The organism is Micromonospora sp. SL1-18, assembly GCF_047921505.1.
Lineage (GTDB): Bacteria > Actinomycetota > Actinomycetes > Mycobacteriales > Micromonosporaceae > Micromonospora.
Genome location: NZ_JBLROA010000020.1, coordinates 41,456 through 66,040 on the forward strand (window position 1 = coordinate 41,456; position 24,585 = coordinate 66,040).

At 69.0% G+C, this 24,585-nt stretch carries 19 protein-coding genes; 10 read left to right on the forward strand and 9 right to left on the reverse strand.

All coding sequences use genetic code 11. The annotated features are described in order from the left end of the window. Position 1 precedes the first annotated feature (1 nt). The 4 genes from ACNAW0_RS12560 to ACNAW0_RS12575 all read right to left on the reverse strand — a co-directional run bounded on the left by ACNAW0_RS12560 (position 2) and on the right by ACNAW0_RS12575 (position 5,535). The gene (locus ACNAW0_RS12560) at positions 2–1,435 is read right to left on the reverse strand and encodes a glycoside hydrolase family 28 protein (protein ID WP_416287989.1); all 1,434 of its coding nucleotides are present in this window, start codon (positions 1,433–1,435) and stop codon (positions 2–4) included. A gap of 72 nt (positions 1,436–1,507) precedes the next feature. Continuing rightward, positions 1,508–2,926: a glycoside hydrolase family 28 protein gene (locus ACNAW0_RS12565; RefSeq protein WP_416287990.1), complete on the reverse strand. Its 1,419-nt coding sequence runs from the start codon at positions 2,924–2,926 to the stop codon at positions 1,508–1,510. Between the two features lie 102 nt (positions 2,927–3,028). Continuing rightward, positions 3,029–4,036: a LacI family DNA-binding transcriptional regulator gene (locus ACNAW0_RS12570; RefSeq protein ID WP_416287991.1), complete on the reverse strand. Its 1,008-nt coding sequence runs from the start codon at positions 4,034–4,036 to the stop codon at positions 3,029–3,031. 53 nt (positions 4,037–4,089) lie between these two features. Continuing rightward, positions 4,090–5,535, reverse strand: coding sequence for a glycoside hydrolase family 28 protein (locus tag ACNAW0_RS12575; protein WP_416287992.1), 1,446 nt, complete (start codon positions 5,533–5,535; stop codon positions 4,090–4,092). A 187-nt stretch (positions 5,536–5,722) separates the two neighbouring features. Between ACNAW0_RS12575 and ACNAW0_RS12580 the strand changes: the two genes are divergently transcribed. Both ACNAW0_RS12580 and ACNAW0_RS12585 read left to right on the forward strand, forming a co-directional pair. After that, positions 5,723–6,817 carry a LacI family DNA-binding transcriptional regulator gene (locus ACNAW0_RS12580; protein ID WP_416287993.1) on the forward strand — a complete coding sequence of 365 codons (1,095 nt, stop codon included), beginning with the start codon at positions 5,723–5,725 and terminating at the stop codon, positions 6,815–6,817. A gap of 244 nt (positions 6,818–7,061) precedes the next feature. Then, positions 7,062–10,802, forward strand: a complete 3,741-nt coding sequence (locus ACNAW0_RS12585; RefSeq protein WP_416287994.1) for a carbohydrate-binding domain-containing protein — start codon at positions 7,062–7,064, stop codon at positions 10,800–10,802. 136 nt (positions 10,803–10,938) lie between these two features. Here ACNAW0_RS12585 and ACNAW0_RS12590 read toward each other — a convergent pair whose 3' ends face one another. Beyond that, a complete protein-coding gene (locus ACNAW0_RS12590; protein WP_416287995.1) occupies positions 10,939–12,096 on the reverse strand; it encodes an MFS transporter in 1,158 nt (385 codons plus the stop codon). Positions 12,097–12,228: 132 nt separating this feature from the next. Between ACNAW0_RS12590 and ACNAW0_RS12595 the strand changes: the two genes are divergently transcribed. The 4 genes from ACNAW0_RS12595 (at position 12,229) to hemC (ending at position 15,594) form a co-directional block, all read left to right on the forward strand. Next, positions 12,229–13,047, forward strand: coding sequence for a LysR family transcriptional regulator (locus ACNAW0_RS12595; RefSeq protein WP_416287996.1), 819 nt, complete (start codon positions 12,229–12,231; stop codon positions 13,045–13,047). Positions 13,048–13,122: 75 nt separating this feature from the next. Continuing rightward, complete coding sequence (locus tag ACNAW0_RS12600; RefSeq protein WP_416287997.1) at positions 13,123–13,377, forward strand: hypothetical protein; 255 nt, start codon at positions 13,123–13,125, stop codon at positions 13,375–13,377. Positions 13,378–13,399: 22 nt separating this feature from the next. Next, entirely contained in the window at positions 13,400–14,857 is a 1,458-nt protein-coding gene (locus ACNAW0_RS12605) for an RNA-guided endonuclease InsQ/TnpB family protein (protein WP_416287998.1), read from the forward strand. Between the two features lie 11 nt (positions 14,858–14,868). Further along, positions 14,869–15,594 carry a hydroxymethylbilane synthase gene (gene hemC, locus ACNAW0_RS12610; protein WP_416287999.1) on the forward strand — a complete coding sequence of 242 codons (726 nt, stop codon included), beginning with the start codon at positions 14,869–14,871 and terminating at the stop codon, positions 15,592–15,594. A gap of 557 nt (positions 15,595–16,151) precedes the next feature. Here the strand turns inward: hemC and ACNAW0_RS12615 are convergent. Beyond that, positions 16,152–17,840, reverse strand: a complete 1,689-nt coding sequence (locus ACNAW0_RS12615; RefSeq protein WP_416288000.1) for a glycosyl hydrolase family 28-related protein — start codon at positions 17,838–17,840, stop codon at positions 16,152–16,154. Positions 17,841–18,688: 848 nt separating this feature from the next. On the opposite strand from ACNAW0_RS12615, the gene rox reads away from it, so the two are divergent. Continuing rightward, complete coding sequence (rox, locus tag ACNAW0_RS12620; protein ID WP_416288032.1) at positions 18,689–20,113, forward strand: rifampin monooxygenase; 1,425 nt, start codon at positions 18,689–18,691, stop codon at positions 20,111–20,113. Positions 20,114–20,539: 426 nt separating this feature from the next. Next, positions 20,540–20,995, forward strand: coding sequence for a hypothetical protein (locus ACNAW0_RS12625; protein ID WP_416288001.1), 456 nt, complete (start codon positions 20,540–20,542; stop codon positions 20,993–20,995). Between the two features lie 74 nt (positions 20,996–21,069). Here ACNAW0_RS12625 and ACNAW0_RS12630 read toward each other — a convergent pair whose 3' ends face one another. From ACNAW0_RS12630 to ACNAW0_RS12640, 3 genes are all read right to left on the reverse strand, one after another. Next, the gene (locus tag ACNAW0_RS12630; RefSeq protein ID WP_416288002.1) at positions 21,070–21,552 is read right to left on the reverse strand and encodes a DUF1992 domain-containing protein; all 483 of its coding nucleotides are present in this window, start codon (positions 21,550–21,552) and stop codon (positions 21,070–21,072) included. 73 nt (positions 21,553–21,625) lie between these two features. Beyond that, on the reverse strand, positions 21,626–22,336 hold the full coding sequence (locus ACNAW0_RS12635) for a GNAT family N-acetyltransferase (protein WP_416288003.1): 711 nt from the start codon (positions 22,334–22,336) through the stop codon (positions 21,626–21,628). A 112-nt stretch (positions 22,337–22,448) separates the two neighbouring features. After that, entirely contained in the window at positions 22,449–23,045 is a 597-nt protein-coding gene (locus tag ACNAW0_RS12640; protein WP_416288004.1) for a CGNR zinc finger domain-containing protein, read from the reverse strand. A gap of 94 nt (positions 23,046–23,139) precedes the next feature. Between ACNAW0_RS12640 and ACNAW0_RS12645 the strand changes: the two genes are divergently transcribed. After that, on the forward strand, positions 23,140–23,886 hold the full coding sequence (locus ACNAW0_RS12645) for a metallophosphoesterase (protein WP_416288005.1): 747 nt from the start codon (positions 23,140–23,142) through the stop codon (positions 23,884–23,886). 2 nt (positions 23,887–23,888) lie between these two features. After that, positions 23,889–24,536, forward strand: a complete 648-nt coding sequence (locus ACNAW0_RS12650) for a LysE family translocator (RefSeq protein ID WP_416288006.1) — start codon at positions 23,889–23,891, stop codon at positions 24,534–24,536. Positions 24,537–24,585: the final 49 nt, after the last annotated feature.

Consider the following 24,585-nt stretch of genomic DNA (forward strand, 5'->3'; position numbering starts at 1 on the left):
ATCAGCGGAGCTGGCCGGGTTCGGTGACCTTCGTGCCGTTGACCCGGAAGTTGTGGAAGGCGATATCGACGTCCTGCAGCGTGCTCGGTTGGAGGATCTCCTCGAACGTGCAGTTGACGATCCGCACGTCCTGGATCGGCGAGCGGGGATAGCCGGTCATGGAGAAGGCGTTGCGGGCCCGGCCCACCCGGACGTTGCGGAACTCGACGTTGCGCACCCGCGGGGTCAACGGGCCGGTGTCTCCCTCACCCCGGTAGAAGTTGCAGGAGATCACTTCCTTCGTCAGGTTCGAGATCTCGATGTCCTTGAGGAAGATGTTCTCGGCGAAGCCGCCCCGATAGGAGTTAGTCTTGATGTACAGGCCGAAGTAGAGGTTCGGGCCGCCGATCCGGCAGTTGCGTACGAACACGTTGCGGACCCCGCCGGTCATCTCGCTGCCCAACGTGATGGCGCCGTAGCGGATGTTCATGGTGCACTGCTCGATCAGGATGTCCTCGGAGGGCACGTTCACGCGCAGCCCGTCGGCCTCCCGGCCTGACTTGATCGCGATGCAGTCGTCGCCGACGTCGAAGGTGCAGCCTCGGACGACGACGTAGCGGGAGGACTCGACGTCGACGCCGTCGTTGTTCGGTCCGCGGGTGTCGATGTGCAGGTCCTCGATGGTGACGTTGCGGGAGAGCACGGGGTGCACCTCCCACATCGGTGAGCGGAGGATCCGCACCCCGGAGATCAGCACGTTGGTGCACCGGTACGTCTGGATGAAGCTCGACCGCAAGTAGTAGCCGGGACCGAAGGTACGCTCGGAGACAGGCACACCATCGGTCGCCATCTGCGTGAGCCGGTTGACTCCCTCCTTGGCCCGGCTACCCCACGCCCACCAGTTGTCCCATGACGCCTGCCCGTCCAGCGTCCCGGTGCCGGTGACCGCCACGTTGGTGCAGCCGTTCGCGTAGATGAGCGGCGAGTAGTTCATCAGTTCGACGCCCTCGAACCGGGTGAGCACAACCGGGAGGTAGTCCCGGGGGTCGGTGCTGAACAGCAGCGTCGCGCCGTCGGAGACGTACAGGTTGACGTCGTCGCGCAGGTGGACGGCACCGGTGAGGAACGTGCCGGCGGGGACAACGACCCGGCCGCCACCGCTCGCGGTGCAGGCTTCGATCGCCGCCCGGATGGCGGCGGTGGCGGGGGTGACGCCGTCGCCGACCGCGCCGTAGTCGGTGATGTCGAAGTCGCGCTGCGGGAAGCATGGTGGCTTCACGTTGCGGATGACACGGCCGACGTCGCTCCAGGCGTCGGCGCCGGTGCTGGCGCCCGGCTCGAGTTCGGCGGTCTCGGACGCCCGAACCGGCGCGCCGCCGGCCAGGGGCAGGAGGGTGGTGCCGGCCGCCGCCCCGGCCAATCGCAGAAAGTTCTTACGGCTCCATCGGGTGGACACGCACATGCTCCTTCATCTTGTGTGCTTGGGGCCGACCGGGTCGGCGGGCGAGCCCGCCAACCCGGCCTCGGCTCAGGTGTCGATGCGGGACCCGTTGACCCACACCTGGTCGAGGGCCAGCCCGTCCACGTCGCGGACCAGGTTGGGCCGCGTGACGCCGTCGAACCGGCAGGCGTGCAGCCGGATGTCGCGCAGCGGGTGGCCGTCGTTGCCGAGCAGGGTGAATGCCTGGGGCGTCGAGGCGGCGGTGACCTGGCTCAGCACGATGTCATGCACGTCCGGGTGGTAGTCGCCCGTGGTGACGTTGGCGTAGTTGAGCACCATCTCCACAGCGACGTCGCGCCCCACCCCAATGTTCACGCGGTGGATGTAGATCTTCTCGATCGTGCCACCGCGCTGCGGGTTGCTCTTGAGGCGGATGGCGCGTTTGAGTCGCGGACTGCTCATCCGGCAATCCCGCACGAAGATGTTGCGGATGCCGCCGGTGGTCTCGCTTCCGAACGTCACGCCGCCGTTGCCGTCCGCCATCTCGCAGCCGAGCACGACGACGTTCTGGCAGGGTACGTTGACCCGTCGGCCGTCAGCGTCCTTGCCGGCCTTAAGCGCGATGCAGTCGTCGCCGGTGCTGATCCGGCAGTCCTGGATCACCACGTCCGTGCACGACTCCGGGTCGATTCCGTCGTTGTTGGGCCCGCGCGGGCTGTCCACGGTGACCGACCGGATGGTCACGTTCTGGCACAGCACCGGGTGGATGTTCCACATAGGGGAATCGCGTACGGTGACACCTTCGATAAGCACGTTCTGGCACGAGTAAAGCTGGATGAGGTTCGGCCGTAGGTAGTGGCCCTCGCCGAAGACCCGCTCGGCGACGGGCACCCCGTCGGCCGCCATGCTGGCGAGAGTGGTCTTGTCCGGGCCCTCGTTGGGTGGCGGCCCGCCGGTCCAGTCCCACCAGTGCTCGGCGTCCGCCCGGCCGTCGAGCACACCACTTCCGGTGATCGCCACATTGCGCGCGCCGTAGGCGTAGACGAGGGCGGAGTAGTTCCACAATTCGATTCCCTCGTAGCGGGTGTAGACGACCGGCAGGTACGCGGCCGGGTCCCGGCTGAAGGCGAGCGTGGCGCCCGCCGCGAGGTGCAGGTTGACGTCGCTGAGCAGGTGCACGGCACCCGTGGAGTAGGTACCGGCCGGTACCATCACCCGGCCGCCACCGGCATCATGGCATGCGGAGATAGCGCTGCGGATGGCCGCGGTGCAGTCGGTTACCCCGTCGGCCACCGCACCGAAGGCGGTGATGTCGAAGTCCCGGTTGGGGAAGGTTGGCGGCTGGACTCGTCGGAGGATATGTGCCGCTTCGTTCCACGCGCGGTCCGCGTTGGCCTGGCCGGGCACCGCCATCGCCGCTTGCGGTCGGATGATCGTGGACGTGCCGGCCGCCAGAGCGAGGCCGGTCGCGGCTAGGAGGTCCCGGCGTCGGAATTGATAAGCCATGCTGCTGTGCCTACTTCCAGTCGAGGTTGCCGTCGCCCCGGGTTGTCGAAGCGCAGTCGCTCGACGTTCTCGAGGATGAACGAGCCCGGTTCGAGCTGACGCCTACCGGCGCCCTTGGCGGGGTGGGGCGGTGGAGCCGCGTACGGTCAACTCGACCGGCACCCTGGTCGCCGTCGTCGACGGCCCGGTGCCCTCCGTGGCGAGCCGCTGCCAGGCCAGCCGGCCCACGGTCCGCTTGGGCACGGCGACGGTGGTGAGCCCCGGTGGCGTCAGCCCGCTCAGCGGGATGTCGTCGAACCCGGTCACCGAGATGTCGTCCGGGACGGCGACCCCGAGTTCGCTGAGTCGGCTCAGCACCCCCAGCGCGACGTAGTCGTTGAAGGCGACGATCGCAGTCGGTTTGTGCCCCAGGGCCTCCTCGGCCGCCCGATAGCCGTCCGGGGCCGTCGACCCGCACGGGATCTGCACGAGGTCGAGCCCGCCTCCGGCTGCCGCCCGCAGGGCGCGCAGGCGCTGACCGTCGGACCACGCGTGGGGCGGTCCCTGCAGGTAGACCAGGCGCCGGTGCCCGAGAGAGGCGAGGTGCTCGCACAGCTGTGTCATCCCCTGGTGGTAGTCCACCAGCACCGCCGCCACCGACGGATGCCGCACCAGGCGGTTGACCAGCACCAGGGCCGGGAGCTTGGCGGCCAGCTCTTGGACCCGGGCGGTACTCATCCGTGGTGAACACAGCATCAGGCCGTCCACCCACCGCCCCATTTCGGTGGCGACCCGGTACTCGACCTCGGGGTCCTCGTCGGTGTCCGCCACGAGGGTGTGCCACCCGCGCTCGCCGGCCGCCGGCGTCGCGCCCTTGAGCACCTCGGCGAAGTAGGGGTTCGCGAGGTCCGGGACGACGACGCCGACGGTGTGCGAGCGTCCACTGAGCAGCACCTGGGCCGCGGGGTTGGGCCGGTAGTCCAGCCGCGCGGCGGCCTCACGTACCCGCTCGGCCAGGTCCGCCGAGACCGGTTTGGCACCGGTCAGCACCCGCGACACGGTCGCGGTGGACACCTGGGCGAGTCGGGCTACGTCGTGGATGGTCGACCGTGGCGGTGAACTCCTCGGCATTCGCTGCACCGCCTCATTTGACCATGGGGCCGCCCGCGGTCTGGACAACCGGCTCAGCCCGCCGCGGAGGCGAGCACGAGCGGCTCGCCGTTCTCGAGGACGTTGCGCAGCACGAAGTTGTCGACGTACTCCACCACCCCCGGCTTGCCGGTGGTGCCGAAGTCCACGTTGGTGAGCTTCACGCCGGTGATGTGGTCGTCGGCGTAGCCGCGCAGGTTGAGGCTGCGGCCGGCCTGGCGGACGGTCAGGTTCTGTACGTCGATGTTGCGCACCACCGGGTTGAACCCGTAGCCAGGGCCCTCCTCGTAGTAGAAGTTGATGTCGATGACGGCGCCGGCGACCTCGCCGATACGGATGTCGCGGGCGTAGATGTCGGTGATGAACCCGCCGCGCACGGAGTTCGTCTTGAACCGCAGGGCGATGTCGAGGTTGGGGCTGGACATCTCGCAGTTGCGGGCGAAAACGTTGCGCACCCCGCCGGACATCTCGCTGCCGATGGTCACCCCGCCGTGGCCGTCGCGCATCAGGCAGTCCTCGATGAGGATGTCCTCGCTCGGTACGTTGACCCGGCGTCCGTCGGTGTTGCGGCCGGCCTTGATCGCGATGCAGTCGTCGCCGGTGTCGAAGGTGCAGCCGCGGATGACGACCATGCGGCTGGCCTCCGGGTCGCAACCGTCGTTGTTCGGCCCGTGCGAGTTGACGGTGACGTTCTGCACCAGCACGTTCTCGGACAGCGTCGGGTGGATCTCCCACATCGGCGAGCGAAGGATCGTCACGCCCTCGATGACCACGTTGCGGCAACGGTACGGCTCGATGAAGGACGAGCGCAGGTAGTCGCCCTCGCCGAACACCCGCTCCTCGACCGGTACGCCCTGCTCGGCCATCGCGAACAGCCGGGCCCGGGCGGCGTCCTGCTTCGGGTCACCCTTCTTCCAGCCGTACTCGGCCTTGCCCTTCCACGGCCACCAGTGCGCGTTGTCCGCCTGGCCGTCCAGCACGCCAGAGCCGGTGACCCCGATGTTCTCCTGCTCGAAGGCGTAGATCAGCGGGGAGTAGTTGTAGAGCTCGACGCCCTCGAACCGGGTCAACACGGCCGGCAGGTAGTCGGCGGGGCGCTGGCTGAACAGCACCACCGCGTCGGCGGTGACGTGCAGGTCGACGTTGCTGAGCAGGTGGATCGGCCCGGTGAGGAACCGGCCGGCCGGAACCAGCACGTGCCCTCCCCCGGCGGCGTGGCAGGCGGCGATCGCCTGCCTGATCGCCTCGGTGCAGTCGGTCGTGCCGTCACCGACGGCGCCGTACTCCTGGATGTCGAACCAGCGGTTGGGGAAGTGCGGGCGGCGCACCTTGGCGCTGATGTACTCGGCGCGGGCCCAGGGGTTGCCGGGGGGCAAGGGATCGGCGCTCGCCCGGCCCGGGACCAACGATGCGAAGGCGGCGGCGGAGGCGGCCGCGCCGGCCCACCGGAAGAGGTCGCGTCTGCTGTGCTCGGTAGCCATGGTGGGTGCTCCTGGTTCTGGTGGTGGCAGATAGGTAAAGCTTTTCCTACCGTCCGGAAGGACCGGCGTCAACGGATTGACGGACGGAAACAGTTCCTGCGACGGTGGAGGCGGGAAAGGCTCTGCCTGCACCTTCTCCCCACACCGGGGAGGTTGGGAAACATCCGCGTAACCTCAAGGAGGCCCGGTGGCAGGTTCGACGGGCAGTGCCGGACAGGCGGCGCCAACCATCTACGACGTCGCGCGGGCGGCGGGCGTTGCCGCGTCAACGGTGTCCCGGGCGTTCGCCCGCCCGGGCCGCGTCAACGCCGACACCGCCCGACGGATCCGCAGGATCGCGGCGGAGCTGGGCTACCGCACCGATCCCCTCGCCCGCGCGCTGCTCGACGGGCGTTCGTCGATGATCGCGCTGGCCATCTCCGACATCACCAACCCGTACTACTTCGAGATCATCCGTGGTGCTCAGGCGGCGGCGATGGAGGCCGGCTACACGATACTGCTCGCCGACGCGCAGGAGTCCGACCAGCTCGAGCGGGAGGCGTTGGGTCGGGCCGTCCAGACGGTGGAGGGCGTCGTGCTGGCCAGCACCCGGATGTCCGACACCTCGATCCGGATGACGGGCAAGCTCCGGCCGCTGATCGTGCTCAACCGGGTCGTCGCGGGTGTGCCGTCGGTGGTGGTCGATCACCGGCACGGCATGCGGGAGGCCGTGGAGCACCTGCACGGGCTTGGCCACCGCCACATCACCTATCTGGCCGGGCCGGAGGCGGCGTGGTCGGACGGGATCCGCTGGCAGGCGTTACGTGAGGCCAGCGTCGAACTGGGCCTGCGACCGCACCGTCTCGGTCCGTATCCGCCGACCGTGCTCGGCGGCGTCGCCGCCGCCGACGACTTCTGGCGACGATCGACCAGTGCGGTCATCGCCTACAACGATTTGCTGGCCCTGGGACTGCTGCGCGGCCTCTCGGCCGTCGGCGTCCGGGTGCCGCAGGACGTCAGCGTCGTGGGCTTCGACAACATCTTCGGTACTGACCTGGTCACGCCCGGCCTGACCACCCTCGCCGCGCCGCTGGGCCTCCTCGGACGCACCGCCGTGCAAGGCCTGCTCGCTCTCATCTCCGGCACCCACCCTCCGGTCGACAAACCGGTCACGATTCCGACCCGCCTGGTGGTCCGCGCCTCCACGGATCAACGGTGCCCGACCCGGATCGCTCCCCCCGCCGAACAGGCGGAACTCCCCGACCTGCCGCAGGCCCCATCGGTCGGGGTCAGCACCAGGTAGGCCAGGTCGACCCGGAGAGTGGACCGCCGCCGGCCCGGGTAGCAACCGGGCGCAGGCGGCGCGCGATGGATTCCAGTATCTGGTCGGCCTGGCGCCGGGCCCGCTGGCCTCTTACGATGCGCCAGGGCAACTTACGGCAACTGATGGTCTGCCGGCCCGCCCGGAACTACGGTCACCTGCGGCTCCCTCCCGGGGTCGGCGAGCCCACGCTGCCGGGCTGATCGAAGGTAGAGGTCGTGGAACGATGACGAACGTCCCCCGCAAAGCATTCATGGGCGCTGCTCTGGCGGCTCTGGTGCTCTCCATCGCCCCACCCGCCCTTGCCGCAGGTGGGCAGGGGCCTGACGAGGTGCCCGCACCGGGCACCACTGTCCCGGAGTCCGTGTCCGTCGTCCCCTCGGCAGAGGGCATCCACGTCGTTGACATCTCGAGCGACACGATCACCCTGGCTTCCGGTGACACGTTCATCTATTCGGTGGACACCCCCGAGGGGCAGGGCCGCACCACGCTCGAGGTCAAGACGGTGGACCAGCTGCTGAAGGAGATCACCTCCAAGGACCGCTCCGCCCAGACCTACACGGTCGAGGACTCGCAGGGTGCGCAGAAGCAGGCCACCGACCGCGTCGTGCCGGGCGACGTCCTCACCGTGAGTGCAGGACAGGAGACACACCGCTACGCGATCGACATCGTCAAGGGCGCGGTGCGCGGCCAGCTGGAGCTGCCACACGACAAGATCACCGCGAACACCAGCTCGGACGTGGTCGTAAACTTCACATCCGGGATGAGAAGTCCCGCCACCGACGTGCGCGTGAAGGTGCCACGGGGCATCCGCGCCACGATGGACAACACGACCGTCAACGTCATCGGCCGGGGAGAAGTCAGCCTGTCCGGGCTCGCGACGCAGTCGGTCGGCAGGGTCGGAGCGGGCTACCGGTTCCCGAGGGTGGGGACGGCCACGATCGAGGACGCTCGAGACGGCAGCCAGGTCATCACGTTCCGCGGGCTCGACCTCAGGCCGTCGAACGGCACCGACCTGCAGATCCGGTTCACGCAGGTCTCGGTCAACCAGGGCAGATACTCGTTCGAGGCCTCCTACACCACCTCCGAGCCGGAGGCACTGACGAGCCCGGCAGCCACGGCCACCCTCCAGGTCGTCAGGAACGTCAGCGACTTCCACAGGGTGCTGGACAAGAGCCTGACATATAAGGGAGCCCCGGACACCTACACCAAGGCGCGGTTCCAATGGACGCCGCCCCAGCGCGCAGTGTCAGTCATGCTGCTGCGGTCGACGGACGGGGGCGCAACCTGGACGCAGAGCAACGCCAAGGTCGATACCCGCACCGGCGAAGTCGAGGTCAAGGACCTGACCCCGAACACCGAGTACGACTTCAAGCTGCACGTCACAGGCGGTGAGAACAACGGCGAGTCGAACGTCGCAACGTTCTACACCGGCAAGCTGGACGTCAAGCTGATGGGGGCCAAGGGCGACGGGGTTGCCGACGACACGGAAGCGGTCAATCGGGCGGTCCGCCACCTGAACAAGATCGGCGGCGGGACGTTGCTGTTCGAGAACGGCCGGTTCAACGTCAGGACCGTCCACCTGCTCAGCAACGTCTACCTGTACGTCAACAGCGATGCGACCATCTCCGCGCTCAAGGGCGCCGACGCGCCTGAGACCTCGTACTTCTCCGACCGGGCCTATCGCTCGGGCACGTCTGCGACCGACACGGGGCCCTACCGGGACCCCGAGAACTACACGACCAAGCAGGACGTCGGCCACACCTACTTCAGGAACAGCATGTTCTTCGGTGAGCGGGTCGACAACATCAAGATCATCGGGAATGGCCGGATCACAGGCAACGGCAACATCGTGACCAGCGACGGCGTCATGAACAACGCTCCGGACCTCAGGGCCGACAAATTGATGACCCTGAAGCTCAGCACCAACGTCGAGATCGGCGGGCTCGACAACGGCTTGGATCTCTGGTACGAGGAGACCGGCTCACCCACGACCGACCAGCCGTACTACATCAAGAGCCTGGCCAAGGACGGTACGACCGAGTCGAAGCAGACAGACATCAGCAACATGCTGAAGGTCGACAACGCCGGACACTTCGCGCTGCTGGCCACCGGCACGGACCACATCAACACGCACGACTTCTACTACGACAAGGGCAAGGGCGGTCAGGCGCGGGACGTCTTCGACTACATGGGCAGCAGCTACGTCACCGCCAGGAACATCTACGCCAAGGGGACGTCCGACGACATCGTCAAACCCGGCAGCGACTCCTCCCTGGGGTTCACCAGGCCGGCGACAGACTTCTACGTCCGGAACATCATCGGCGACACGAACTGCAACCTCTTCCAGATCGGCAGCGAGACAGCCGACGACATCAGGAACGCCTACGTCGACAACATCTATGTGCTGGCAGGCAACAAGGCCGGTTTCTCCATCTCCACGAACGATGGCGCGACGGTCGAGAACATCTACCTGAACTCGGGTAGGACGGGCCCGGTCCACCACCAGGCGCAGATGCGGCGCACGCGGGCCCCCTTCTTCATTTCGATCTCCAACCGTGGCCGCTTGATCGGTGGGCAGGCGCAGCGAACGAAATTCATGGAAAACGGCGTGCAGCGGGACGAGTTGCTGAGCACCAACGTCAACATCGGCCACGTCCGCAACGTTCACGTCAAGGACGTCAACATCGAAGAGGTCTACGGGGGCAGTCAGTACGGTGACCCCTCGAAGCGATGGGTTCCCTACACCAACCAGAGCAAGGCGACGCCGATCATCGCCGGCTACAAGGTCGGCGAGGGCGGACCGGCCCTCCCGGACGGCCGCACCGTCGGCTACGTCGAGAACGTCACGTTCGAGAATGTGAACCTGCTGGTGAAGGGCGGCAACAGCTACGAGGACTCGCAGATCAGCCCTCCGGAACTCGGCGTGGGTAAGTACAACGTCGCCGACTTCGGGGTGCAGCCCTCCTACGGGTTCTGGGCGAGGCACGTGCAGGGGTTGAGCTTCAAGAACGTGACGACGAACTTCGAGAGCAACGACGACCGCTACGCCTTTGTGCTCGACGACGTCAAGAACGCGGAGCTCGACGGTGTGACGATGGTGAAGGGAAGAAACAACCCCAGCGTCATCGAGCTGGAGAACGCCAGCAACATCACCGTGCGTAACTCCGCCTTCTACGACGGCGCCTGGGGGAACCAACTGACTCCTCTCCAAGACCTCACCAACGTGACAGTGTCGGACGCCCAGGCCTATCCGCCGAGAGTGACGGATCCGCACAACACCGCCATCCAGCTCAAGCGGGGCGGGCACGACAACGTGACGGGCCTGGACACCGAAGCACGGGTCATCACGGCGGTGCTGGGATCCACGGTGGCCGACCTGACCACGCAGATCGAGTCGACGGACGGCGCCACCCAGACGTACGCGGTCGCCGCTCCCGACGGTCGGCCGCGGAGCGCGGACGAATTGATCGACACCGGGGACAGCCTGGTCGTCACGGCGGAAGACGGCACGACGCGAGCGGAGTACGGGATCGTCGTCCCACTTGAGCTGGTGATCGAGGGAGAGTCGCAGCTCGGTTCGGTCGAGAAGAGTATCCCCAGCATCACCCTGTCCACCTCCTCGACGAACGGGAGGACGTACCTGCAGACCAGCTCGGTGCCGACCGGGGAGTGGATCCAGTTCCCCGTCGATGTTCCCGTCGCCGGCACCTATGACGTGTCGTACCAGTACAAGACGAACACGTCCGGGAGGGCGACGGTCCAGGCGTACGTGGACGAGGTCGCGAGTGGGGCGGCGGTCGACCAGAACAGCTCGACGGCCAACGTGTACGTCCCGGTGAGCCTGGGGCGAGTGACCTTCGCGGAGGCCGGAAAGCATACGGTCCGCTTCGAGGCCGTGAAACCAGGGTCGATCGTCATCGACTACATCAAGCTCACGAAGGTAGCCGGCGGACAAGCAGGTTGACAGGCGGTGAGGCCGGGGTCGCTCCACGCGCTGCCCCGGCCTCACCGCCCACCAAGCCGAAGTCGGGGGTCGAGGAAGATCGGAACACCACCTCCCCGACCTGCGAGAGCTGCGCGCCACCAGCTCCCCGCCGGCGTTACCGACTGACCGGATACAAGACCACCCGCGTTCGGGCGGGCGACCGGCGGGACAGCAGGCATCCAGTCAGCGCGGCGGCGAGGCCGGCCAGCCCGGCTGCCGCGAAGCCGCCCGCTGGCACGGATACGTCGACCGCCAGCCCGACGATCGGGGACCCGAGCGCGAAACCCGCGCTCTGCGCCGAGGACTGCAGACCTGTCGCCTCACCCCGCACGCTGGCCGGCGCCAGCCGGCTCACCGCATCGGCCACCGTGGAAAGGGTCGGCGCGGTGAGAAGCCCGGCGCCGACAACGGCCACGCACAACCAGGGCCAGTCGTGGGCAAGCCCGGCGGGAATCGTCACGAGCCCGAGCAAGCCGAGCAGCAGCCACGTGGGCAGCGGCCGGGGCAGCGCGCCATAAATCAGCCCGCCGGCGACGGAGGCCACGCCGAACACGGCTACGACCACGGCGGCCCAGGACACCTGACCTGCTTCTTCGAGCGTGGCGACGATGGCGAGGTCGACCCCGCTGAGCAGCGTCGTGGCACCGAACGCCATCATCAGTACGGCGATCATGCCGATGCCCAGCCACTCCCGGCGCGCGGGCCGTCCGGCCGCGCCGGCATCCGCCTCGTCCTCGGCACGCAGCGGCGGGTTGAGCAAGGCGATCCCGGCTCCGCCAGCCGCGATCGCGGCGCCGATCCCCCACGCGACCACACTGGGGGACATCTTCGCCGCGCACAGGATCACCACCGCCGGGCCCACGATGTACGACAGTTCGCCCTGCACCGATTCCAGCGCGAACGCGGCCCGGCGCTGTCCCGCCGTCGTCATCGCGGCGATCGCCTGCCTGGTCACCGGCTGGGCCGGCACCATCAGCAGACCCGCCGCGAAGGCGGCGCCCAGTAGGATCCCGTACGGCAGGATCGGCACGCTCAGCCAGAACACGACCTGCAGTACGACAGTTACCAGCAGCACAGTGCGCAGGCCCCGCCAGTCGATCATGCGGCCAAGCAGCGGCCCGCCCAGCGCCACCCCGGCGGTCAGAGCCGCCGCGACACCACCCGCTGCCGTATAGCTCATGTCCAGGCCCAGCACGACATACATCGTCAGCGCCATCACGTCAGCCGTGATCGCGGCACGGGCGAGCAGCGAAACGCCCAGCAGCGGTGCCATCCCCGGCACGGCGAGTACCTGTCGGTATCTGGTCACCTGCGGGACGCTAGGTCATCCGCGAGCTCATAGGAAGTGGCCAACTTCTTGGACCTGGCATAATGAATGCTTATGGCAAGGGATCTTGAGACCGCGTTGCTGCGGTCGTTCGTCACCGCCGTGCGGGCGGGCAGCATCAGCCGCGCCGCGACCGCGCTCGGACATACCCAGCCCGCGCTCAGCCAGCAGTTGCGCAAGCTCGAGAGCGCCGTCGGCCGTCCACTGCTTTACCGGTCGTCATCTGGCGTCTCGCCGACCCGGGCGGGTGCGGAGCTCCTGCCGTACGCCGAACGCATTCTCTCGCTCTCCGCACAGGCACTCACCGAAACCGGGCGCGCGCTTACCGGCCGCTGCGGCGTCGGGTTGCTCGAAGACCTCGCCGCGTCCCAGCTTCCACAGGCCCTCGCGGACCTCGCCGGGCTGCACCCCGGCGCGACGCTGGAGGTGCTCACCTTTTCCAACGTCGCCATGCGGGAGGCCTACGACGCGGGCCGCGTCCAACTCGTGCTCGACGAGGTGCCGTACATTCCCGGGCCGCCGCGCTGGACGGTACGCCGCCCGCTGGTGTGGGCGATCGGCCAGGGTGTGGACGTGGCTGCCGATCCACTGCCGGTGGTGCTGTTCTCGAACCCGTGCTTCTGGCGTACGTCAGTGCTGGAAACGCTCGAACGTGCCGATCGACGCTCGCGGGTGGCGTTCGAAAGCAACAGCCTGATCGGTGTGCTCGCCGCGGTGCGGGCCGGGCTCGGCGTTGCGGCGCTCATGCCCGCGAACCTCGAACCGGTCATGGCCTGCCACGACGTGGACGCCCTGCCCACCCTGCCGGACGTCGAGCTCGGTCTCGCACGGCACCCACGAACCGAAGGTGATCCGCTGATCGATGCCGTGGAGACCGCGCTACGACGCATGATCTGAAGTCGGTCGCGGGTCAGCGCGGGCTCACCCAACCCGGCGAAGGCTAGTGGACACCGCCTAGCTACCCTCGCGGGTATGTCCGACTCCCGCCTGCTGCGTATCGGTACCCGCAACTCCCCGATGGCGCTGGCCCAAGCCGAGCGGGTCCGCGCGATGCTCGCCGACCGGCACCCCGAGGTCACCGTGGACGTGATGTCGATGTCGACCAGCGGGGACCGGTGGCACGGCGACCTGGCCGCACTGGATGGCAAGGCGGCGTTCACCAAGGAGGTGGACGCCGCCTTGGTCGCCGGGGACGTCGACCTACGCCGTGTTTCGGAAGTGTCGTAGGTGGCAGGCATGCTGTGGGGCTGTGGGGAGGTTTACCGCGTTCCGGTTCACCGTCGATCCGTCACCGTTGCAGGTGGTGGTGTTGGCCCGTCATGCGGGGGCGTCCCGGTTCGCGTTCAACCAGTGTCTGGCTCTGGTGAAGGAAGCCCTGGATGCGAGGCATCGGGGTGTGCCGGTGGTGGTGCCGTGGTCGGGTTTTGACCTGATCAACGCGTTCAACTCGTGGAAGTGCTCGGCTGCGGCGGGTCGCCGGTTCGTGGTCGATGCGGCCGGTTCGGTCGAGGTCGTGGTGACGGGGTTGGCGTGGCGGGCGCGGGTGTGTCAGCAGGTGTGTGAGGAAGCCGCTGTCGACCTGGGTCGTGGCCTGAGCGCCTGGGCCGAGTCGCGGCGGGGGAACCGGCCGGGCCGCCGGGTGGGGTTCCCGACATTCAAACGCAAGACCCGCACCCGGCCGTCGTTTCGGATCCGCTGCAAGACCACCAAGGCCGGTCGGGCGAGTATCCGGGTCGGGGATCCCACGGCGGGGCCGCGCAGTGTGTGTCTGCCGAGGATCGGGATCTTGAGGGTGCGGGAGGACACGCGCCGCCTGCGGCGGATGATCCGCACCGGCCGGGCCCACATCCGGTATGCCACCGTCTCCTGCCGGGCCGGCCGGTGGACCATCACCGTGACGGTCCAGGCAGTAGATCTGCATCCCGCCCGCCAGCACCCGCCCCGCCCCGACACCGACAGCAGCGGTTGGGTGGGTGTCGATCGAGGTCTTGCCGCTCTCGTCGTGGCCGCTGACCGCACCGGCCGGCAGGTGTTGCGTGTCGATGATGCGCCGCGCCCGCTGCGGGCCGCCCTGCCGAGGCTACGGCGTCTGTCCCGCCAGGTCAGTCGTAAACAGCGAGGCTCGCGTAACCGGGCTGAGGCTGTCGCCCGGCTGGCTCGTGCCCACCTGCGTGTCGCGAACGTGCGTCGATATTTTCTGCACGAGGTCGCCAATCGGCTGGTCAAGACCCACGACCGGCTGGTTCTGGAAGACCTGCACACCGCCGGCCTGCTGCGTAACCGGCGTCTGGCCGCCGCCATCTCCGATGCCGGCTGGGCCGACCTGGCCCGCATCATCGGCTACCAACAACGCTGGCGCGGCGGGCACGCCATCGCGGCGCCCCGCTGGTACCCGTCGACCAAGATGTGTAGTGCCTGCGGCACCGTCGGCCCGGCACTGCCCCTGTCCGTACGCATCTTCCGCTGCGGCGAGTGCGGGCATGCGGCGGACCGGGACGTCAACGCGGCGGTCAACCTCGCTGTCTGGGCCGAGGAACATGTTCAGACCCGGGACCCCGAAGTACGAGGCCCGGTCATCAACGCCTCTCGAGGGGACGGCTCTGGCCGGCGCCCACGCGCCGGTGAAACCAGCCCCGATGACGGAGGAACCCCACCGCCACGAATATCCGTGACGGCAGGGACGCCCGAGAAGGGCGGTGTCTCATGACCAACAGACTTATGAGACACGCTGTAGTGGTGCACTGCGTCAAGGACGTACCCGGGGACCGGCCGGCACCGGCAGGCACGGTGATGGCCGCCTACCTCACCCGCGACGACGTCCGGGACTGCCTCGTACACCCGGGCGGACTGCGCATCGAGCAGCTGCCCGCCGGCACCCGGATCGGTACCTCCGCGGTCCGGCGGGTCGCGCAGCTGGCCCTGCACTGGCCGAACCTGGTGCCCGTGGCCATCCGTGGCAACGCGAACAGCCGGCTGGCCAAGCTCGACGCCGGCGAGACGTACGACGCGCTGCTGTTCGCGGTCTCCGGCCTGCAGCGGATCGAGCAGGCCGACCGGATCACCCAGCCGATCGACGTCGACATGATGGTCCCGGCCGTCGGCTCCGGCACCCTGGTCCTGCAATGCCGCGACGACGACACCAGCACCCGTGACCTGGCCGCGAGCCTCAGCGACCCGCGGACCTGGCAGGAGACCGTGGCCGAGCGGACCATGTTGCACATCCTGCAGGGCAACTGTCACTCACCGATTGCTGCGCTCGCGCGCACCGAGCCCGACGGGCGCCTCGGCCTGCGGGCGAGGGTGATCAGCCTCGACGGCAAGACCGTGCTCGACGTGCACGAATGGGCGGCGGACCCGATCACCCTCGGGACCTCCGTCGCTGCGGCCCTGTTGCGCCAAGGCGCCCGTGACCTCCTCGATCTGCCTGCCCACGGGTCGGCCTGACCGACCGTCAGATACCGTCGCCGCGAGCCCAACCCGAAGATCGCGGGCACGGGGCCGCGGCTGTCGGTCGGCCAGGTCTGCGGCGACGGGCGTCTCGCTGAGCCGCAGGGCGAACAGCAGGTCCGGGTGTGGGCGTGCGATGGCGCGTCCGGCGGTGACCTCCGCGGGCGACAGGACCGCGGGAACACCGACCGCTGTGCGGTTCGAGGTCTGCCGGTGTCTGGTCGAGCCAGCCACCGGCAGACCGCCTCGATTCCGGTGCTGTAGACGGTGTCGACGCGGGCGAACTCGGCCGGGCTCAGCCGTCGCCAAGCGTCGGCGCGGAAGCGGTGTACGTCGCCGGCCGGCGGCACCGGCAAGTCCTCCTGCACCCGATCGGCCGGCCACCGAGACAGCCCTCCATAGACTGCCCTGCTCGCGCCACCTCACCGCCGGTGAGGCCGCGCTGTTACACGACCCGGCGTACGTGCTCGGCTGGGATCCCCGCATCGCGGAGACCGCCACCCGCGGTATCGAGATGGACAGCTGACGCACGCCTGGCGGTCGGCCTACGCGGCCTACCGTTGTGCGCGCTGTGCGGCGTAGAGGTCGTCGACGGCTGGTGCAGATCCGTGGCCGACGAGCAGCGATTCGAGGTCGCCGGAGAAGTCCCGGGACAGTCCGCTACCGGTGCCATCCACACCCTGCACGCCGACGGTCACGCTGCGCGGTGCGACGTCGGCAATCGTGATCGCGTACGAGCGGGGGTTCGTGATCCTTACGTTCCAGTGCGCCATCCGGGCTCCGAACAGGGGACCCGACGCCGCCGATCCGCCCACCGCTCCGTTGTTTTCGACGGTAATGGCCGTTCGTACGTTCTCGAACGGCAGAGCGCGGTGGGTGTCGAAGGTGCCCTCCGACATGCGGCCACGGCGGTAGACATTCCCGGACGAGAGGCCCTCCAGGTTAAGGCCGTGATGGACGGCCCCGGAGCGCACCGGGACGGTGAACCGCTCGATCTCGAAGTGCTCCACCAGGTTGTCGTTGGACTGCATACGACAAGCGAAGCTGTGATGGGGGGCTCGTCCGCCGACGGCGACCTCCGTGAGGGTGACCGACTTGGCTGAGGTGAACCCGAAGCCGAGGTCGCAGTTCTCGACTCGCACGTCACGCGCCCAGCAGTCGTGGACGGCTTGGAAGCAGACGCCGTTCGAGCCCGGATGCCTGTTGTGCGCCGTCTGGGGAACCAACTCGTTCCGGATGGTGAGGCGCTCGACGCCCGACTCGGAGACGGTGGGGCCGATGTCGCGCAGCCGTGCGGGCCAACCGGGCCGGAGGTCGTACTTGAGTGGTTGCGACAGCCGGATCAGGCGTTCGTTGAACACCGCCTCGACCCGTACCGGCCACTGCAACGTGGCGTACTGCACATACTGGCCGCCGGATCCCGTCACGAGCTGCGGTGCCTTGCGTGGCCAATCGTAGGTCTGAGTGCCGGGTACGTCGCCGGCCAGGTGCCTCAGCAGGCTGGCGTCCGACGGGTTCTGGCACTCCAGGACGACCATGTCCCCGGCGCTCAGCCGGCTGCTGTCGGACACGACAAGCGTCTGCTGGCCGCGCGATGCCGCGCCGACCTCGCCGAGCACGTCGCCGAGCAGCCACCCCTCGGTTCCGGCGTAGTCCTCGGCCTCGCACTGCGCCCGACGCTCCGGCGACACGAACCAGATCTGTCCGCCAGTCCAGGACCAGCGGCTGTTTCCGCTGTCCTGCCGGTTCGGTCGGTAGCCGTCATCGAGGGTGCGCGTGAAATGCAGCACCGTGGAATCCCGACTGGCGCCGCGGAGTACGACGTTGGACCAGTGCATCCAGACCGGCCCGGACAGGGTGTAGACCCCTGGTGGCACCAGAACGACGCCTCCACCGTTCTCGCCCGCCCAACGGACGGCGTCATTGAACGCGGCCGTGCTGTCTGTCCCGTCGGCGTGGGCACCGAAATCGGTGACCTTCGCGACGACGGGAGGCGTCGGCGGTTTACTGCCGAGTCGGTAGCCGGCGCGGGACACGTCGGGCACCAGCGGATGGGAGCCAGGTGCCGCTCGCCACTGTTCCAGAAGGTGGGCGGAAGCATCGCTGTCTTGCCCGACGGTCGCCGCCTCTGCTGGCTGGTCCGCAGAAGCGGCGCCGGTCAGCGCGGTGGCGGCGGTGGCTGCCGCGCCCAACCCGAAGAGCCCACGTCGAGTGATGGCGGGACGCGCGCTGGTGGACGGCATGGCAATTCCTCCCGGACCGGGTGCGGGGCGGCGGATGGGTGAAACCGTTCGCAAGCAAGAACGACCACACCAGAGGGTCATTGGAGGAGTCAATGGGTTCCCGCTTTGAAACATGTTTCAGGCGTCGCTCGCCGACCGAGCCGGGCCGGACGCACCCCGATGGATCCGACAGCTGTCTTGCCGGTCCACGAGGCCAGCGGTAGATGGCGCACCATCCAGGCCCGTTACACCATAACTGTCATTATGATGTAGGGCCGTTATGTCCATTTTGTCCATTAGAGCTACCAGATTAGCGTTATCGATAATCCGCTAATCCGGATCGGATGGCCGTTCGCCATCCCTCGGTGTTGTTCTCAGTGGAGCTGATCTCTTCTCACTGGTTCTGATCCGCCGGGCCCGTGGGCTCGTCGAGGGCTGTCGATAGCCTGTGCCGGATCTTGGGGCCGGGGAGGATGGGTTGGGTGGTCTGGTGGCGGTGCGCGGCCACGCCGGATTCGCCCTGCAACGGCACGGGCCCGTTTGGAGTCGTGATCACGTGGCTGGGAAAGGATTGGACGGGGTGATGCTCGGGCTTGTAGCTTGCAGTGGACCGCGACACCGCCCGAGGAGGTGAGACCCATGAACGCTGTATCGATGTGGGTGCTCCCCCTTCCCGTCACGGTCGGGCGATTGACGTAGGTGTCGCCGGGAGCGCCTCGCCAACACGGCACTCCCGAAAGGCAACACCTATGCACTCTCTGCAGTTCACCGCCGAGCCGTCGTCGAACGATACGGTCGAGCGCGACTCCACCGCGGGCGACGTCCCCGGACTCCCATCGCCGGCCTCCGGCGCTGATCGTGCGCCCCTCATGTTCGACGTGATCATTGTCGGGTGCGGGCCGACTGGCGCGATGCTGGCCGCCGAACTGCGGCTGCACGACGTGCGGGTACTCGTCCTGGAGAAGGAAACCGAGCCCGTGTCGTTCGTCCGCATCGTCGGTCTGCACATTCGCAGTCTCGAGCTGATGGCAATGCGCGGACTGCTGGATCGCATTCGCGAACAGGGAAGACAGCGTCCGGCCGGCGGATTCTTCGCCGCCATCGACAAACCCGCGCCCGAGGGCCTGGATTCCGCGCACGCCTATCTGCTGGGCATCCCGCAGCCGGTCATCGTTCACCTGCTCGAAGAACATGCGACCCAACTGGGTGCGCAGGTCCGGCGCGGTTGTGCGGTGGCCGATTTCGAGCAGGACGACGAGGGTGTGACCGTCGAGCTGGCCGACGGCGAACAGCTGCGTTCGCGCTATCTCGTCGGCTGTGACGGCGGGCGCAGTACGGTGCGCAAACTGCTCGGCGTCGGCTTCCCCGGTGAGCCCTCGCGGACCGAGACGCTGATGGGCGAGATGGAAGTGGGTGTGCCGCAGGAGGAGATCGCCGCCAAGGTGACCGAAATCGGCGAGACCAATAAGCGCTTCTGGCTCAGGCCCTTCGGCGAAGGGGCATATAGCGTCGTAGTCCCCGCCGCGGGAGTCAGCGATCGCGCGGAACCACCCACCCTCGAGGATTTCAAACAGCAGTTGCGCACCATCGCCGGAACCGATTTCGGCGTGCACTCCCCGCGCTGGTTGTCCCGCTTCGGGGATGCCACCCGGCTAGCCGAACGCTATCGGGTCGGGCGGGTGCTGCTGGCCGGCGATGCGGCACACATCCATCCACCCACCGGCGGACAGGGCCTCAACCTGGGCGTTCAGGACGCATTCAACCTCGGCTGGAAACTGGCCGCACAGATTTGCGGCTGGGCGCCAAAAACACTGCTGGACACCTACCAGGCCGAACGCCATCCGGTCGCCGAGGACGTGCTGGACAACACCCGCGCCCAGATGGAACTGCACTCCACCGAACCGGGCCCGCAGGCCGTGCGCAGGCTGCTCACCGAACTGATGGACTTCGACGAGGTGAACCGCTATCTCATCGAGAAGATCACCGCGATCGGCATCCGCTACGACTTCGGCGAGGGCCCCGACCTGCTCGGCCGCCGCCTGCGCGACATCGACGTGAAACAGGGCCACCTCTACGGTCTGCTGCATCGCGGCCGCGGCCTACTGCTGGACCGCACCGAACGCCTGACCGTCGGCGGCTGGTCGGACCGGGTCGATTACCTCGGGGATCCCACTGCGGTACTGGATGTTCCGTGTGTCCTGCTACGCCCCGACGGCCACGTCGCCTGGATCGGCGACGATCAGCAGGATCTGGACCACCACCTCTCCCGCTGGTTCGGCAAGCCCGCCAACTGATTTCGCCTGAGCAACCGAAAATGAATGCGAACACGCCTGTCTCGGGTCGAGACCATGACAGGGACGGATTCGTGGGGTCATCCCGCTATAGGTGGCGAGATAGCGAGCAAATCTGAGGCGCTGTCGGCCAGGAGCTGGGAGTGATCGGGGTTGCCCCGGCGAGCGCTGAGCGCCCACGATCCTCGATGAGAGCGCCGCTCCCGGCACTGGATCACATTCACTGAGACAGATAAGGACGTGCTCCTTCTCATCGAACCTGTTCGGGGAAAGCCGGGCCACGCCGCGCCTGATCCCGCGTCCACTCCCCCACCTCGGGCATGCGGGTGATGGTAGGAAGCGGACGATCCGCCGGGCGAAACCCTCTTCCTGGCCGTGGCCGGCAGCCCCGGTTGGCCGGGCGAAGCGGTTGCTGGCAGGGTCGACGACATGACGGGAATGACCGGGGCGGACGTCCGGGCGGCGGCCGGTGAAATGACGCGGGTCCTGCGCCCGGTCGCGGACCGGGACTGGACGGTCCGGGCGGGCGACCTGGAGTGGTCCTGCTGGACCACCGCCGCCCACGTCGCGCACGACCTGCTCGGGTACGCCGGCCAGGTGACCGGCCGACCGGATCGCGAATACCTGCCCTTCGACCTGCGGGTACGCCCCAACGCCCCGGTGGCCGACGTGCTGGCCGTGGTGGCCGCGAGCGCTGGGCTGCTCGCCGCCGCCGTCGACACCGCCGCTCCGGACACCCGGGCGTGGCCCTGCTGCACACCCACGACATCACCCGGGGCCTCGAGCTGGGCTGGTACCCACCGTCGGAGCTGTGCGTCGGCGTGCTGGACCGGCTGTTCCCCGACGCACCGGCCGGCGACCCGGTCGAGGTGCTGCTCTGGATGACCGGGCGGGCGACGCTGGGCGACCGGCCCCGGCGTGCCCGGTGGAGCTGGCGGGCGGCGGTGGAATGAGGCAGGTCAGCGGCGCCGCCAGGGCAGCCGCCAGCGCCGCCGCCCCGGACGGGCCTCGACCGGAGCATGATCAGCCGCAGCGACGACCCGCTCGGCTGCGGCCGCCTCCCGGTCGGTCCGCCATCGGCGCACGGTGTCATCGGCGTTGACCGGGCGGACCGCTACCCGCGGGCCGATCGGCGTGCGCAGCCAGGCCATGATCTGCGCGTTGACGTCGGCGACGTACGCCCGTACCGATTCCTCGGTGGGCAGGTCGCGCACCTCGTCGGGGACCCGCTCGACCCGGCGGCGCAGTTGCAGCGGCGTCGGCAGCAGCAGGTCGGTGGGGAGTTGCTCGCGTTCCAGGAAGCTCTTGATCCACCACGATTCGTCGTAGGGCATGTTCCGCCCGGGGATCAGCTTGCCGGCGCCGGGCAGGTTGTCGAACTCGCCGCGCTCCTGGGCCGAACGGATCTGCGCCTCGACCGCTGCCTCCCAGCCAGTCGTCACCGCCGTCACCTCCCGTACCCCAGCCTATCCACCGCTACGGCCCGGGTCGGCGCTCGCCGGTGGCGGCCCATTCCTATCGGCAGCCAGGGTCCCGGGCGGCGCACATTCCGGGTGGGCCGGGCGGACGGCCCACCCGCAGGGAAGGATCACTGGTGCGTGCGATTGGCTGCTCGGGCTCGGCGTCGCGGTGGCCCTGGCCCTGCGATCGGCCGGCCGGCAGGTGCCCGGGTGCGGGCCAGGGGCGACGGCGCACGTGGCGGTGGCCGTCGCGGGGGAACGGGGGACGGGCGCGCAGCACCTCCTCGAAGACGTACCCGCTCTTCTCCGCCACCCGACAGGACGCGGGGTTGTCGACCTGGTGCAGCAGTTCGAGGCGGGTCAGCCCGGCGGCGGCGAAGCGGGCGAACGCCCAGTCGCTGACCGCGTCGACCGCGCGCGGCGCGATCCCGCGACCACGGGCGGACGCCACGGTCCAGTAGCCGATCTCCGCGTACGGTCGCCCGGGCGTGACCTCCTTGAGTAGCACGTGCGCCACCAGCCGCTGCCCGTCGGGTGTCGGCTCCAGGACGGCGAAGCTGAACCGGCGGCCGGCGGCCCAGCCCTGCTGGCTGCGGCGCAGGAACGCGCGGGCCTCGGCCGGGGTGGTCACCGGGTTTCGGGTCCAGCTCAGGAGCACCGGATCGCGATACGCGGCCAGCAGCGCCTCGGCGTCGCCGTCGCGCCAGGGCCGCAGCAGCAGACCGGGCGCGGACGGGGTGGGCGGGGCGTGTAGCACGATCGACATCCCGGTAGTCTGGCCCGCCTGGTCAATCGTGGCGACCCCGTCGTGGGCCGAAGAGCCGCAGTGGTGGGATGCCCGCGTGTCGCCGCCGTCGCGGCCCGGCTCCGCCGGCTGTTCAGCGACCGGCGCTGTGCCGCTGGTAGTGGCGGGCGACGCGCGCCCGGTTGCCGCAGGAGGGTTTGCACCATTCCTGGCGCGGGTGGTCCTTGATGAAATAGCGCACACAGCGCGGCGCGGGACAGGCGCGCAGGTGTTCCCGCGCCGGGCTGGACAGGAATTCGATGGCGGCGCGAGCCAGCCCCGCCGTGAGCCGCAGCCGGATGTCGCCCACCTCGGCGGCCCAGGCGAGGGTCGGTGCGGCGCCGTCCGGCCAGCTGAGCACGGGATGGACCGGTACCGCCGCGGCGGTCAGGTTGAGCCGCTCGACCGCTTCTGCCGGGGACAGCAGAGCGGAGGAGTCGGCCCGGCTCGGTGGTTCCGGCCGGACGGCCGCGGCGAAGAGGGTACGCACGGCACGGCGCACTGCCACCACGTCGAGCCGGGTCTGCTCGTCGGCGGGCGGCTCGACACCGTCGACCCATTCCCGTAGCAGCGGGGCCTGCCCGCGTAGCCAGCCACTCAGGCCGGTTACGTCGGCCAGGTCGTCGGCCACCCCACCGTTGCCGTCGTGCCGGATCGTGCCGGCCAGGGCGAGGGTGAGCTGCTGGGCCATGGTCCTGCGCCTCCGGTGCGGCCTTGTGTGGTGATCAAAGCCTAGTGTAGCGTCCCTAACGCCTTTGATGGGAATAAGCCATTAGGGAGAGATGGTGCTGGTCATCGCCCACCTGAGCGACACCCACATCGACAGCCATCCACGCTCGGCCGAGCGGACCGCCCGGGTGATGGACTACCTGAACGGCCTGGCCCGCCCGGTCGACGCGATCCTGGTCACCGGAGACATCGCCGACCACCGCGAGCTGGCCGAGTACGAGACCGCCGAGCGGCTCCTCGACGCTCCGGTGCCCGTCATGACCTGCCCCGGCAACCACGATGTGCGCGACGCGTACCGCAAGGGTCTGCTCGGCGACGAGTCCGGCGGCAGCGGCCCGGTCAACGCCCGGCACGACGTGGCCGGCGCGGTCTTCCTCCTCGCCGACTCGTCGGTCCCCGGCGAGGACGACGGCCACCTCGACGAGGAGACGATGGCCTGGCTGGCCACCGAACTGGACAGCATCCCGGCCCACACCCCGGCCTTCATTGCCTTTCACCACCCGCCCGTCGCGCTGCACCACCCGGTCATCGACCCGATCCGGCTGCTGCCCGCCGACCCGTTGGCCGAGCTGGTCACCGCCCACCCGCAGGTCGTCGCCGTGCTGACCGGGCACTTCCACACCGCCGCCGCGAGCACGTTCGCGGGCCGGCCGCTGCGGATCGCGCCCGGCGTGATCTCCACCCTGCGCCTGCCTTGGGAAGGCGAGGGGCGGTTGACCACCCAGACGCAGCCACCCGGCGTGGCGTTCCACCTGTACGACGACACGGGACTGCTCACCACCCACTACCGCGTGGTGGTCTGACCATGCACGAATTCGCCGTCCTCGGCTTCCTGGCCGCCGTCGCGCCGATCACCACCGCGCCGGGCACGAGTCTCACCCTGGTCGTGTCCCGCGTCGCGGCCGGCGGGCGGCGGCAGGGCTGGTGGGTGATCCTCGGTACCGTGACCGGGCTGTACGTGCACGCCGCCCTCGCCGCCGTCGGCCTCGCGGCGCTGGTCCTGCGCTCGTCCCAGGCGTTCTGGATCGTCAAGCTGGCCGGCGCTGCGTACCTCGCCGGGCTCGGCCTCTGGATGATGTGGTCCTCGATCCGCCGGACCGCGTCGACCACGCCGCCGAGCCCGGGTGGGCCGAACGGCCGGGCGCGATGGCTGCGGTGGCGCGCCGGGCATCCCTACCTGCAGGGCCTGGTCGGCAACGTGCTGAATCCCAAGGCCGCCGCCATCTACCTCACCCTCGCGCCACAGTTCCTGGCACCGGGTCGACCGGTGCTGGGGCCGATGCTCGTGCTGGCCACCGCGCACGCCGCCCTGCACACCTGCTGGCTCGGCGGCTGGGCCGCCGTCTCCGGTGCCGCCGCCCGGCTGTGGCGGCTCGCCGCCGTCCGGCGGCTGTTCGATCGGCTGGCCGGTGGGATCCTGCTCGTCCTCGGTGTACGGGCCGCGTTGACGTGACGCGCGTAACCGCCGTCGCCGCCGGCGGGGCGTAGGGTCGCGGCGGGAC

Coding starts and splice junctions, on each gene's coding strand:
- ACNAW0_RS12640 (WP_416288004.1), bottom strand. CDS start 23,045: ATGGCCCAGCAGCTCACCCTCGCCCTGGCCGGCACGATCCGGCACGAC.
- ACNAW0_RS12635 (WP_416288003.1), bottom strand. CDS start 22,336: ATGTCGATCGTGCTACACGCCCCGCCCACCCCGTCCGCGCCCGGTCTG.
- ACNAW0_RS12600 (WP_416287997.1), top strand. CDS start 13,123: ATGTCCGACTCCCGCCTGCTGCGTATCGGTACCCGCAACTCCCCGATG.
- rox (WP_416288032.1), top strand. CDS start 18,689: ATGTTCGACGTGATCATTGTCGGGTGCGGGCCGACTGGCGCGATGCTG.
- ACNAW0_RS12565 (WP_416287990.1), bottom strand. CDS start 2,926: ATGGCTTATCAATTCCGACGCCGGGACCTCCTAGCCGCGACCGGCCTC.
- ACNAW0_RS12590 (WP_416287995.1), bottom strand. CDS start 12,096: ATGGCACCGCTGCTGGGCGTTTCGCTGCTCGCCCGTGCCGCGATCACG.
- ACNAW0_RS12585 (WP_416287994.1), top strand. CDS start 7,062: ATGACGAACGTCCCCCGCAAAGCATTCATGGGCGCTGCTCTGGCGGCT.
- ACNAW0_RS12615 (WP_416288000.1), bottom strand. CDS start 17,840: ATGCCGTCCACCAGCGCGCGTCCCGCCATCACTCGACGTGGGCTCTTC.
- ACNAW0_RS12575 (WP_416287992.1), bottom strand. CDS start 5,535: ATGGCTACCGAGCACAGCAGACGCGACCTCTTCCGGTGGGCCGGCGCG.
- ACNAW0_RS12650 (WP_416288006.1), top strand. CDS start 23,889: ATGCACGAATTCGCCGTCCTCGGCTTCCTGGCCGCCGTCGCGCCGATC.
- ACNAW0_RS12570 (WP_416287991.1), bottom strand. CDS start 4,036: ATGCCGAGGAGTTCACCGCCACGGTCGACCATCCACGACGTAGCCCGA.
- ACNAW0_RS12625 (WP_416288001.1), top strand. CDS start 20,540: ATGACGGGAATGACCGGGGCGGACGTCCGGGCGGCGGCCGGTGAAATG.
- hemC (WP_416287999.1), top strand. CDS start 14,869: ATGAGACACGCTGTAGTGGTGCACTGCGTCAAGGACGTACCCGGGGAC.